The organism is Bartonella sp. 11B, from assembly GCF_002022625.1.
GTDB classification, from domain to species: domain Bacteria; phylum Pseudomonadota; class Alphaproteobacteria; order Rhizobiales; family Rhizobiaceae; genus Bartonella; species Bartonella rochalimae.
Genome location: NZ_CP019783.1, coordinates 186,684 through 198,860, shown reverse-complemented (window position 1 = coordinate 198,860; position 12,177 = coordinate 186,684). Strand labels below are relative to the sequence as shown.

The window sequence follows — 12,177 nt, the reverse complement described above, 5'->3', positions numbered from 1 at the left end:
CTGAATCATTGTCATAAAGTATTTTATAAGAGTATAGAGATTGTACAAAACTTTATAAATATATGCAAAAAGCATTAGGTCTAATCATTTTTTTGATGAGTGCAAAAATTGCTCCCATAGTTCTTATAAGGTATAGAGTGAAATCTATTTATTTTCAGATCGATTAATTTAAAGGTGAAATTCTTTGCATCTTTATTTATTCATGATACGTGTATGCTTTAAAGATATTTCATAATATGAGATTTGACCTAAAATGCGTTTGTTGGGAATAGAAACAAGTTGTGATGAAACAGCAGTCGCTGTTATTGAGCACAACAATAAGGGAAAAAGCCGTATTCTTTCCAATATTGTTTGGAGCCAAATTGACCACCACGCGCCTTATGGTGGTGTTGTTCCTGAAATTGCTGCACGCGCTCACATTGAAATTCTTGATGGTTTAATTCTTCAAGCGCTTACAGACGCTGATCTGAAACTCAAAGATATTGATGCCATTGCAGCAACAAGTGGTCCTGGTTTGATAGGAGGACTTTTAGTTGGGCTCATGAGTGCAAAAGCACTAGCTTTTGCTACCAGAAAGCCTTTTATTGGCGTCAATCATCTAGAAGGACACGCTTTGACAGCTGTTTTAACGCATAATGTTAATTTTCCTTATTTATTGCTCTTAGTTTCAGGGGGGCATACTCAAACAATCCTTGTTCATGAGGTGGGGAATTACCAGCGTTTAGGAACCACTATTGATGATGCATTAGGAGAAGCTTTTGACAAAACCGCAAAACTCTTAGGTCTTTCCTATCCTGGTGGTCCAGCACTTGAAAAAGCTGCTTTATTGGGGGATAAAAATCGTATTTCTCTTCCACGACCTTTGAAGGGTGATAAGCGGTTAGATTTCTCCTTCTCTGGTCTTAAAACGGCTGTTCGGCAAGTTGCAACAGCTATGGCACCTTTAACAGAAAGTGATGTTTCCGATATTGCTGCAAGTTTTCAAGCAGCTGTTATCGATATATTGCAGGATCGCGTTGGTCTATCGTTACAACAATTTATCAACCATTATCCGTTTTCTCGTCATGAGGCATCTCCTCTCCCTGCTTTAGTTGTTGCTGGAGGAGTCGCAGCTAATCAAGCTATTCGTTCTAGTTTGCAAAAGCTTGCTCATCAACACGGTTTTGAATTTATTGCTCCACCTCTTTCTTTATGTACGGATAATGCTGCAATGATTGCTTTTGCTGGTGCTGAACGTTTAGCACGGGGACAAGTAAGTTCTCTTGATATCGGACCTCGATCACGCTGGCCATTAGATGAAAAATCTCTTCCTTTAGTCGGGACAGGGCGTCGTGGAGTAAAAGTATAAATCTGGAAACTTATTAAAGTTTATAAAGGAAATTTTATGGCTTATTGGCTTTTCAAATCTGAACCTTCTAAGTGGTCGTGGGACATGCAAAAACAAAAAGGGTTTGATGGTGAACAATGGGATGGTGTGCGCAATTATCAAGCACGCAATAATATGCGCGCTATGAAATATGGCGATAAGGGTTTTTTTTATCACTCAAATCAAGGACTAGAAATAGTTGGTATTGTGGAAGTATGCGCTGAAGCACATCCTGATTCTACTAGTTCAGATCCACGCTGGGAGTGTGTAGATATTCGTGCTATTTGTGATATACCAAATCCCGTTTCATTAAAACAAATTAAATCTAATCCAAAATTAAAAAATATGATGCTGGTTAAAGCTATGCGCTTATCGGTACAATCAGTTACAGAAGATGAATGGAAAGAAATCTGTTCTATGGGAGGATTAAAAGTAGCATAGCTTTAACCTAAAATAATAATTTTTGTTTGCCGATTAATATAAGGTAAAATACGTTGCATATCACGATATGAAAGTGCGATACATCCTTCTGTTGGCGTATAATTATTTTGTGCTAAATGTATGAAAATAGCACTTCCTTTTGCCATCTTTCGTTCTGTAATATTCCAATCTAGAATAAGGCCCATATCATAGAGGCCATCTTCACGTTGCATCTTTTCAGCACTTTTTGGATAAGGAAGACGTACCAAACGATTATAATTGGCATCTCCACTTGCATCACACCAACCGTCGTGTGCTTGAATATGCCGGATTGCTAAAATTGAACGTGGGAAATAACGGTAAAAATTATTGCGAAATCCCCCTAAACAACGCATATTGGCTAAAGGAGTAGCACCATCACCTTCACGTTTAAAAGCAGAGATACCAGCTCGCCCTAAAGCACAAAAAAAGCGATGCTGACCAATACACAGAATACCCCGTGTCTGCATACCTGTTTGTCGACGGATAACAATAGAAGAAACAAAAGCTTGTTTTTTATATATTTTCTTTTTTAATGTCACTTGCAAGCAATCCTATTTTCATGAAATTATTCTTTCTTCAATCTTAGTGAAAATACATCTTATAGGAAAAAAAATGAAGGACTATACCCTTTTAATCGTTGTGGATGATAACGATCTTCGTTCTATTCTTGTAGAACAATTGCAAATTCATAAAGAGTTTGAAGTGCTTCAAGCAAAAACTACTGAAATAGGGATTATAGTGGCTCAAAAAGACAATGTTGATCTCGCTATTTTTGATGTAGAACTTCCCGATCTCGATGGTCGTGAAGCTGTAAAAAAATTACGCTCCCAAGGATTTCGTGCTCCCATTATTATGATGACTCATTGTGATACAGATTGCGATACTATTTTAGGTTTTAAAATGGGTGTTAATGATTATGTGACAAAACCTTTTCGTTTTTCAGTGCTTTTAGCTCGTATTCGCGCCCAATTGCGCCAATATGAACACAATGAAGATTCTTTTGATCTTGGTCCTTATATTTTTAAACCTAGAGAAAAATTCCTTATTGATCAGCAGAACAATATAATTAACCTTACAGAAAAAGAAACAGCAATTCTTAAATATCTTTATGAGACTAGAGATAAAATTGTAAGTCGTGAAACATTATTGGAACACGTTTGGGGCTACAACGCAAATATTATCACGCATACATTGGAAACCCATATTTATCGTTTGCGTAAAAAAATCGAAAAAGATCCTTCTAAAGCAAAAATTCTTGTTACCGATCATAATGGATATCGTTTGAATCTTTAATTGTGCTGGAGGCGCGCTGTTTGAAATACAATTCAGATAACATTGTTCTAAGATAAAAATTTAGATTAAAGTGGTCTGTCTCTTTGTACATGTTTGTGGTGTTAGTGTAGGAATAAAAATGCGTCGCGACTGATGACGTTGCACAAAAGAACCTTGATAGACATGTTTTTCTGCTGAACACATTAAAAGTCCACCAAAATAAGGAAAAATATGACTTGCTAATGATTCATAAAAAAATGAACATAACCGCGATATACAGTTTAAAGAGGGCATATAATGGACAATTTCTTGTACTGATTCAGTAATAAAATTGGTTTCTTTCAATAAACGAACTATTTGTTGTCGGCTATAAGATTTGCCATAACCAAAAGGTGTACGATCATTACGTGCCCATAATCCATAACGATTAGGAACAATAACAATAAGGCGACCATTAGGAATCAAAACACGCCATATTTCGTTTAGTGTTTCGTATGAATTTTCTGTATATTCAAGTGCATGTATTAATAAAATGCAATCAATCGAAGCATCCGGAAGAGGCAAATCTTCTTCAAAAACAAGTGCTGTAGCAACTTTATCGGGATAAGGCCAAGGTGATGCTCCTTGACTAGCAGGCATAAAAGCACAACACTGCTTTGCACGTTTACGCAATGCAGAAAGATAAGGAAGTGTATAGCCAAGGCCCATAACTCGTTTATCTATAAGATCAGGCCAACAGACATTTAACTGATCATAAACTGTCATTTGCATACGCATACCAAGCGTAGAAGTATAAAAATCTTTTAATGTAATTATATCCAATTTAAAATACCGTTTAGAAGCAAATTTCAAGTATCGCAAGTTTTCACACACTTAAATTTATATGGAATTCTGCTTTTTTGTCTCAAGAAGAAAAATCTTAATCTTTAATTTCCTTCATCCGAATGATTTTAAAAGCATGGGGAAAAAGTTATTTTATCGTCTCCTTTATTATAAGTAATTAACTTTATTATTATCTGTAGTGCTTTTTTATTGCATAATAATTTGCACTATATTTTCAAAATAGTCGCAAAAATTTTTTCTTCAATTAAAATGAAGTAATCTTTCAAGATAATTCTTTTCTTCTTCTGAAATATACTCATTGCTAAGGCGTTTGCGAATTTCATCCAAAATTTGCCGTGCGCGCATTCTATCATTTGCTTTTGGTTCAATTACACCTTCTTGTTTTTGGTCAATTTCTGAGGAGAGTGGACGCCCTAATGGATCTTTACGGTTATGAATGGCATTCTGATTATTTTTTTCTTTATTGAGCATGTTACGCATCTTTTTTAATACATTTTGTGCGCCTTGTCGTAAAGCTTCTAAAGCATCTGATTGATTTTGTATTGACAATTCATAGTCTTGCTTATCAAAAGCATCTCTTGCAGAATTCATTTTCTCTTCTGCTTCTTTCAGGTCATCACTTGATTCAAATCCTTCTGCTGTCAATTCTTTTTTCAATATTGATAATTCAGATTGCAACTCATTTTGGCGTTCTTTTAAGGATTCACTCTGTACTTTGGGCGTACTGTTTCCATGTTGCTGATCTGTTTTTAAATTGTGTGTATCATTAAGAATTTCTTGCTGACGACGCATTAAATCACCAAGTTGATCTATTTTTTCTTTCATTTGTGTCGTTTGATTTTTGTTTTGCCCGTTTGTTTGATGACTTTTCCGTATTTGCAAATGATCAAGTGTTTGTTCAATTTCAGCTAAAAGTTGTTCCGCTGCAGAAGAAGAACCCATTTTAGCCATTTCTTCCATTGAATTCAGTTTATTTTGTAATGTATCTATAGAGAGATTAGCCTCTCTTGAATCTTTATCTTCTGGTGCTTTTTCAGCTAAAGCATGGATATAATCATTTACAGCTTGTCGTAAATCTGCCATAAGTCGCTCGATTTCAGCAGCAGAAGCACCATGCTGCAATGCATCACGGAGAGCAGCTTGTGCTTGTTTTAATCTCTGTTGAGCAGACTCGAGCTGATTATCTTCAATACCTAAAGCAATTGTCCATAAATAATCAACGACATCTCGCAATTGATCCTCTGTTTGTGCCATAGAAAGCCTTGTCCATGCACTCTGTAAAAGAAGAAAATGAGTTGTATTTTGAAGACCATTTTCTGGACGTAAAAGCAAAGCAGAAATCATATCAAGTACATGCTCGCGTTTAGATGCGTTAAGAGCCAATAAACGACGTTGTTCATTGATTGCACGTGCAACAGGATTTGCAAAAATGCGCTCTGGTAACGTCATGATAAAAGTTTTACTGCGTCCCTGTTGGTCAGCACCATCTTGTACTATCAAAGTAATTTTTACTTCTGAACCAGCCCACGGATGGCTTGATAAATCTTGCACTGTCCGCATTTTACCTTTTCCACCACGTGCTAAAAGAAGTTTTATTTCAGGTGCTTTATAAAGGGGAGAACTATTTTTTTCTTGATCAAAAAAAGGTTCTATTTCAACAAAAGCATTTGTAGCTCCATAATCATCATCCATTTCATACTGCAATTCTAATGATCCAGATAAAATTCTTCCTGGTTTTTCTAACCAATGAATCGTTGGTAATTGATCTTTAATCATGCGTAAATGCCATTGTTGTTGCTTATGGCGCGACGCTAAAGATAAATAAATTGAACGCTCTAAGTGTGTTTCAAAACGAATAATTGAATTATTTAAAGCCGGTTGTTCGTTCTTCTTAGTAAGTGAAATTTTCTGGCCATCTTCTTCAGAGATTGCTGTTACTGTAACACCAGCACCATTGACAATACGTACAACAACCTCACTACCTTCAGGAATTGTAAATTGTGTTGTTTCATTTTGCGTTAAATAAATGGGTGCAACTCCTGTATAAGCAGGTGGTGTAACCCAAGCATCAACGCGCATTAATGTTTCATCAACGGTAGGACGAAAATCAAATGCATCTGCTAAACGTCCACCTGATGAACCAAAAGAAAAACTAAAAGCACAAACACAAAATAGAATAAATAAAGCTCTAAGAGCCATGGGATCGTAGGAAGCACTCCTGAGATAAATTAATCCAATTCGCAAATGATGCAATTGTTCTGCCATACGGCGCTGATGTTCACGCCAAATATTTGTAGTTGTATCTTCTTCATCTTCAAAGTGTAAACGATCTTTTTGAACATTGAGAGGTTGGTGTTTGAGATTATTTGTTTTTTCGATATGGTCATTAATATCTTTGATTGTGGGCAAACGGAAACCGAAAAGCAGAAAAAGACTCCCCGTTGCTATAAAAAGCACGAGCCATAGAAGAAATAAATGCGCCCAATAACCAAGAGCATTGAAAATGCCAAACCAACTCAGCGAATATAAAAGGCTCAGAGCAAGAAAAAAGGGTAATAATCGTGGCCATATTCGCTCACAAAATAGGATACACCAAACAAGAATGCGCACAAACAAAAGCTTTAGTTCTGAAAAACTTTTGATGTTTTTATTGTTCATAGATAAATAGTTACCCTTTTTTATAGCGGTGCATTGAAATCATAAGATTCATACAAAATAATTATGAGAAAATAAATTGTTTCATGAGAGTTGAGTGAAAATAAGACTAAGATATTTAAAAATTTTCAATCCAATCTGGAATTTGATCGAGTCCGATCAATTGTTCATAATCAAGACGTGGACGAATAACTGCATACCGCATATCTTGAACTAAAACCTCTGGTATTAAAAGTCGGCTATTATAAGTATTTGACATAACCGCACCGTAAGCCCCTGCTCCTGTAACAACCAAAAGATCTCCTTGCGACAAGAGCGCTAAAGAACGATTCAAACCTAAATAATCACCCGTTTCACAGACAGGGCCAACAATATCTGCATTGATCAGCGGAGTATCTATTGGTTTTTCTTTTACCAGGAGCACATTTTGCCAAGCTTCATACAGCGTTGGGCGAATGAAATCATTCATTGCTGCATCAACAATAACAAAATTTCGCTCTTTTCCCCTTTTTAAATGTATTACAGATGTGACGAGTATGCCAGCTTCACCAACAATACTACGTCCAGGCTCTAGGATAATATTGATCCCTAAAGGGGCAATATGTTTTCTAACAAGAGCCGCATACTCAAAAGGAGAAGGTACGGAGTGATGTTCAGAACCATAAGGAATTCCAAGTCCTCCTCCAATATCAACATGGGTTATAGTATAACCATCATTCCACAACTGACGGATAAAATCTGCCGTAATAAGAAAAGCATCTTCAAAGGGTTTTAAATTACAAATCTGACTGCCAATATGTATATCTACACCACAGATGTATAAACCAGGCAATTGAGCGGCTTTTTTATATACTTCTCGTGCTGATGAGAGTGGAATACCGAATTTATTTTCAGATTTCCCTGTTGTGATTTTTTTATGAGTTTTTGCATCCACATCTGGGTTAATTCGCAGTGAAATGCGTGCTGTTGTCGAAAGTGCAACAGCACGTGCTGATAATTGTTCAAGTTCTGGTTCTGACTCAACATTAAAACAATGAATATTTTGCGTAAGAGCAAAATCAATCTCTTTCATTGTTTTACCAACACCAGAATAAACAATTCGATGAGCAGGAATACCGGCAGCAAGTGCACGTCGGAGTTCACCTTCTGATACCACATCAGCTCCTGCTCCACTCCGTGCTAAGAGTCGTAAAATTGCTTGATTAGAATTCGCTTTGACTGCATAAGCAATCAGATAAGGCATATCTTGAAATGCTTGCTGATAGTTTTCAAAATTTGTAATAAGTGTACGCGCTGAATAGCAATAAAAAGGAGTCCCTACCTTTTGCGCAAGAATAGAAAGTGAAAGGTCTTCAGCGTGAAGTTCGCCTTGATAATAAGAAAAGAAATGCACAAAAAACCTATTGTATCAGCTGATCAAGAAAAAAAGGTTTATCTGCTTTTCTTTCAGAAATAAATGCTTCTTGTGAAGGATTCATGATTGTTGAAGATGGTAAATCTAATATTTCTCTCCGTCCACATCCAAATATGATAACATTGCAGAAAAGAATAATTATTAAATTTTTCACAATGGTTATCATATATCTTTTCCTATTATGTTGATATTGTTTCTGTCTTATTTTTTGTATTAAAAAATAAAATCACTTAAGCGGCTATAAGGCGCTTTTTCCAATAAGCAATTTGACGCAGAACTTCTGAAGGTGCTGTTCCACCAAAACTTTTCCGGCTTTTAACGGATTTCTCAACTGTCAAAATATCAAAAATGGTTGCATTGATATTGGGATGTATCGTTTGAAGTTCAACTAATGTTAGCTCATTAAGAGTGCACTGTTTTTTTTCTGCTAATGCTACAATAGATCCAGTAATATGGTGCGCCTCACGAAAAGGAAGCCCTAATTCACGAACAAGCCAATCAGCTAAATCAGTTGCTGTTGCATATCCAAAATGAGCTGCTTGTTTCATGGCTTCTTTATTAACTTCAAGATCACCAATAATTCCTGTCATAGCTGCTAGCGATAATTCCAAACTCAAAGCTCCATCAAATACATATTCTTTATCTTCCTGCATATCTTTTGAATAAGCAAGGGGTAAACCCTTCATCACTGTTAAGAGTCCAATCAAAGCAGCATTTAATCGCCCTGCTTTAGCGCGTATAAGCTCGGCAGCATCAGGATTTCTCTTTTGTGGCATAATAGATGAACCCGTTGAAAAAGCATCTGATAAACGAATAAAATGAAATTGTGCACTCGACCAAAGAACAATTTCTTCTGCTAAACGGGAAAGATGCATAGCACAAAGAGTCCCAACGCTTAAAAATTCTAATGCAAAATCACGATCTGAAACACTATCAATCGAGTTACGCGTTGGCTCACGAAAACCTAATGCTTCTGCTGTCATAAAACGATCAATCGGAAAACTTGTACCTGCTAGAGCAGCAGCCCCTAAGGGGGATTCATTCATTCGTTCAATGGCATCATGCATACGCGATAAATCTCGACTAAACATTTCAACGTAGGCCATCATATAGTGACCAAATGTAACAGGTTGTGCGATTTGTAAATGCGTAAAACCTGGCATAAAAGTATCGACATGCTGTTCTGCTCGAATCAGGAGTTGTTTTATCAGCTCTTTTAAAGCTTGTGTCATTTTTTGCATTTCTTCTCGTACCCACAAACGAAAATCAACAGCAATTTGATCATTTCGTGAACGTGCTATATGTAAACGTCCTGCAACAGGGCCAATTAATTCACTCAGCCGTGCTTCAATATTCATATGAATATCTTCAAGTTTTCGTGAAAATGTGAATGTACCCATTTCAATTTCTTGATGAATCTTCTTTAAGCCATGGGTAATTTTTTCATAGTCGGATTGTGAAATGATTTTTGTTTGCGCTAGCATGGCTACATGACAAAGTGAACCTTCAATATCTTGTTTATAAAGTTTTTGATCAAAATCAATTGAAGCGTTAATTTCTTCCATAATTGCGGCAGGTCCTGCTTTAAATCGACCGCCCCACATCTGGTTTTTTAATTCTTCATCTGCCATATCTTAAAATACCTATTGAAAAGGACAAAAATTATGATTCATAAAATTTTTATCAGCCGAAAAAATAAGAATAAAAAAACACAATATTTTCTTATGTTTTTTATGATTGTTTTAAGTTTATACACAACAATTAATCAAAATAACAACAGAAGAGCATTCTTTCCAAATTTTATTTCAGAGGCAAGAGCTCAAGAAACAGATATCAATAAGCAACAGACGGAAAAAATAGGAGCAATTAAAAAAGCAGCAAAGGGCTTTTTTACACATATACGATTTGCCGATACTCTTTATGATATGAACCAATTGTCTTTTAAAGATATTGAGGGAAAAGATCATAATTTGTCCGAATTTAGGGGAAAACCAATACTCGTCAATTTATGGGCTGTTTGGTGCGCACCTTGTCGTGCAGAAATGCCAGAATTAGCACGATTAAAACGTGATATGGGGGGAAATAATTTTGATGTTATAGCTATTAATATTGATAAAAATACTTCTGCTGAAAAAATTCAAAAGTTTTTAAATGATGCTCATGCTGATAATTTAGTTTATTATCGGGATAATACAATGAATATTTTTCAGGATATTAGAAAAAAAGGACTCGCTTTAGGTTTGCCTATCACATTTCTCATAAATAAAGATGGTTATCTTATTGCTTCGTTTAATGGCGCTGCTCCATGGGCTGATGATGATGCAAAAGCGCTTATAAAAGCCGTTATTGAAGAGAATTTATAACTTTCATAATTAAATTTTAAATGGAGTGCGATTAAATCTAGAACTCATGCATAAAGCAGGTATATTTTTGCAATAAAAAAGGCAAGGTTCACCTGTTAGATAGCTTTATTTCTAAAGATTGTTTATTCTTAACAGTTTGACCAATCACACTTTCGATAAGAAAATACCTCATTGATGAAGCACATTCATTTAGGCTGCAGAATTTGTATTTCACGCGCTCAAAGAAGTTATATTTGTACAAATGAACTTCGTTTATGATTATCATTTAAATTTTGTTATCTATAGAATGAGGTTTACAGTGAAAATCGCTCTCACGATAAGGGATTTTTAGGAGAAAACAAACAGTTGGTTACAATCAATATTTCAAGCTGATAAAAGTTTTATATTATGATCAATTCCGGATTTTAGAAAATGAGTATCAATTCCATTTCCGAAAATGATAGGCGTTTTTTGTGTTTGTCTTTTGCATTCAATCAATAGAGAATGACTTTAATGGATCTGTGCGTTGTGCATGATCACGATAAAATATAATTGCTGCATTTATTTCTCCTCCTAAAATAAAAATTGCACTTAAGATATACAGAAAAATAATTGCAACCATAATAGAAGTTAATCCTGCGTAAGTAGAAGCATAATTAAACATTGTTAAATATTGGGCAAAGGCAATAGAGGTTAAAAACCAAACAAATATTGTCACTAAAATACCTGGTAAAATATCTCTTACTTTTCGCTGTCCCGCTGGCAACCATTTGTGAACAATTAAAAGACTCGTAAAAAGAACAACTATCGCAATTATATAACGCCATAAACGAATTATGCCAATATATTCAGTAATCTGAGAAGAGTGGTTTTGCATAATTTTAATCAGTAAAGGTGCTAAAACCAATAAAAAGCTAATAACAACAAGACCTACTGTCCCAATAATGACGAAAAATAAACTTTGAAAACGACAAAAAAACAAGCTGCGTCGATCAATAACACGGTAAGCTTTATTTAATGCTGTACGCAAAGCACCCACACCATTTGAAGCAAAATAAGCGGCTCCAATAACTGAAAGTGTTAATAAATCTCCCCGTTGTGTGGTGAGGACAGTAATGATTTCTTTAGAAAGAGGTTCTGCAATTGCATCCGGCAACAATTGTACAAGTGCTTCAATTTTTTGCGGTGTATATGTAAATGCTCCAAGAAAACTAGCAAGAGATGTCCCGAAAATAAAAAAAGGAAAAAACGCTAAAAGTCCCGAAAGTGCAACATGACTCGCAAAGGCATTCCCATTATCACGAAAATAATGACTCACTGCGTTAAAAAAAATACGGTAGCTATACCAAAATGCCCTTTTTATCACATTTAAATACCTTTGGATAATAGCTTCACGCTTAGCATAGTTTTTTCATTGGGAATATATAAAAATAAAAACATTTGCACAATAGGAACTGTTTATCAGAATGTTCATCTATGGTAGAGGTAAATATTGTCTACCTTATATTTTAACATTGTGAAGAATATATCGGAAATAAAAGGGGAAAAACGATTTTAGAGCGTTTTAAGATTGTACTGGATAAATTTATAGGAAGGAACGTTCGTAAATGAAGCTGAATTATTTTAAAAATAATGAAGTTACGGAGGGCGTTTTAAAGAGTGCATAGCGTTTGATTATACTCATGAAAATATCATATAGTATGCTTCTAGAGGATTTTCTCGTATATACTATGAGAAGCATTTTTTCAATTTGGGTGTTTATATTTTTGTGTCTTTTAAGAATTTCCATTCTCAATTCTCAATTATTTCATTATTGTTTGTAA

General features: G+C 35.3%; 11 protein-coding genes. 4 read left to right on the top strand and 7 right to left on the bottom strand.

The features are described 5' to 3' along the window. Positions 1 to 253: 253 nt before the first annotated feature. Together tsaD and Bho11B_RS00920 are read left to right on the top strand one after the other, a co-directional pair. Positions 254 to 1,348 carry a tRNA (adenosine(37)-N6)-threonylcarbamoyltransferase complex transferase subunit TsaD gene (tsaD, locus tag Bho11B_RS00925; protein ID WP_035006453.1) on the top strand — a complete coding sequence of 365 codons (1,095 nt, stop codon included), beginning with the start codon at positions 254 to 256 and terminating at the stop codon, positions 1,346 to 1,348. A gap of 36 nt (positions 1,349 to 1,384) precedes the next feature. Continuing rightward, on the top strand, positions 1,385 to 1,807 hold the full coding sequence (locus tag Bho11B_RS00920; protein ID WP_078674047.1) for an EVE domain-containing protein: 423 nt from the start codon (positions 1,385 to 1,387) through the stop codon (positions 1,805 to 1,807). A 2-nt stretch (positions 1,808 to 1,809) separates the two neighbouring features. Here Bho11B_RS00920 and Bho11B_RS00915 read toward each other — a convergent pair whose 3' ends face one another. After that, complete coding sequence (locus Bho11B_RS00915; RefSeq protein ID WP_035006456.1) at positions 1,810 to 2,373, bottom strand: L,D-transpeptidase; 564 nt, start codon at positions 2,371 to 2,373, stop codon at positions 1,810 to 1,812. A gap of 67 nt (positions 2,374 to 2,440) precedes the next feature. On the opposite strand from Bho11B_RS00915, the gene Bho11B_RS00910 reads away from it, so the two are divergent. Further along, entirely contained in the window at positions 2,441 to 3,121 is a 681-nt protein-coding gene (locus Bho11B_RS00910) for a response regulator transcription factor (protein WP_035006457.1), read from the top strand. 60 nt (positions 3,122 to 3,181) lie between these two features. Here Bho11B_RS00910 and Bho11B_RS00905 read toward each other — a convergent pair whose 3' ends face one another. The 5 genes from Bho11B_RS00905 to argH form a co-directional block, all read right to left on the bottom strand. Next, entirely contained in the window at positions 3,182 to 3,952 is a 771-nt protein-coding gene (locus tag Bho11B_RS00905) for a class I SAM-dependent methyltransferase (RefSeq protein ID WP_235692220.1), read from the bottom strand. Positions 3,953 to 4,183: 231 nt separating this feature from the next. Beyond that, positions 4,184 to 6,601 (bottom strand): TIGR02302 family protein, encoded by a 2,418-nt coding sequence (locus tag Bho11B_RS00900; RefSeq protein ID WP_078674046.1) that lies wholly within the window; start codon positions 6,599 to 6,601, stop codon positions 4,184 to 4,186. Between the two features lie 115 nt (positions 6,602 to 6,716). Further along, positions 6,717 to 7,991, bottom strand: a complete 1,275-nt coding sequence (lysA, locus tag Bho11B_RS00895) for a diaminopimelate decarboxylase (RefSeq protein ID WP_078674045.1) — start codon at positions 7,989 to 7,991, stop codon at positions 6,717 to 6,719. A 7-nt stretch (positions 7,992 to 7,998) separates the two neighbouring features. Then, complete coding sequence (locus Bho11B_RS00890) at positions 7,999 to 8,178, bottom strand: hypothetical protein (RefSeq protein ID WP_035006462.1); 180 nt, start codon at positions 8,176 to 8,178, stop codon at positions 7,999 to 8,001. A gap of 64 nt (positions 8,179 to 8,242) precedes the next feature. Further along, positions 8,243 to 9,643, bottom strand: a complete 1,401-nt coding sequence (gene argH, locus Bho11B_RS00885) for an argininosuccinate lyase (RefSeq protein WP_078674044.1) — start codon at positions 9,641 to 9,643, stop codon at positions 8,243 to 8,245. 33 nt (positions 9,644 to 9,676) lie between these two features. On the opposite strand from argH, the gene Bho11B_RS00880 reads away from it, so the two are divergent. After that, entirely contained in the window at positions 9,677 to 10,375 is a 699-nt protein-coding gene (locus Bho11B_RS00880) for a TlpA disulfide reductase family protein (RefSeq protein WP_078674043.1), read from the top strand. Between the two features lie 469 nt (positions 10,376 to 10,844). On the opposite strand, the gene Bho11B_RS00875 is transcribed toward Bho11B_RS00880, so the two are convergent. After that, positions 10,845 to 11,720, bottom strand: coding sequence for a YihY/virulence factor BrkB family protein (locus Bho11B_RS00875; protein WP_078674042.1), 876 nt, complete (start codon positions 11,718 to 11,720; stop codon positions 10,845 to 10,847). Positions 11,721 to 12,177 lie beyond the last annotated feature (457 nt).

What these genes read in the sequence shown, in the direction of transcription:
- tsaD (WP_035006453.1), top strand. Translation starts at nt 254, where the DNA reads ATGCGTTTGTTGGGAATAGAAACAAGTTGTGATGAAACAGCAGTCGCT.
- Bho11B_RS00920 (WP_078674047.1), top strand. Translation starts at nt 1,385, where the DNA reads ATGGCTTATTGGCTTTTCAAATCTGAACCTTCTAAGTGGTCGTGGGAC.
- Bho11B_RS00910 (WP_035006457.1), top strand. Translation starts at nt 2,441, where the DNA reads ATGAAGGACTATACCCTTTTAATCGTTGTGGATGATAACGATCTTCGT.
- Bho11B_RS00900 (WP_078674046.1), bottom strand. Translation starts at nt 6,601, where the DNA reads ATGAACAATAAAAACATCAAAAGTTTTTCAGAACTAAAGCTTTTGTTT.
- Bho11B_RS00890 (WP_035006462.1), bottom strand. Translation starts at nt 8,178, where the DNA reads ATGATAACCATTGTGAAAAATTTAATAATTATTCTTTTCTGCAATGTT.
- argH (WP_078674044.1), bottom strand. Translation starts at nt 9,643, where the DNA reads ATGGCAGATGAAGAATTAAAAAACCAGATGTGGGGCGGTCGATTTAAA.
- Bho11B_RS00880 (WP_078674043.1), top strand. Translation starts at nt 9,677, where the DNA reads ATGATTCATAAAATTTTTATCAGCCGAAAAAATAAGAATAAAAAAACA.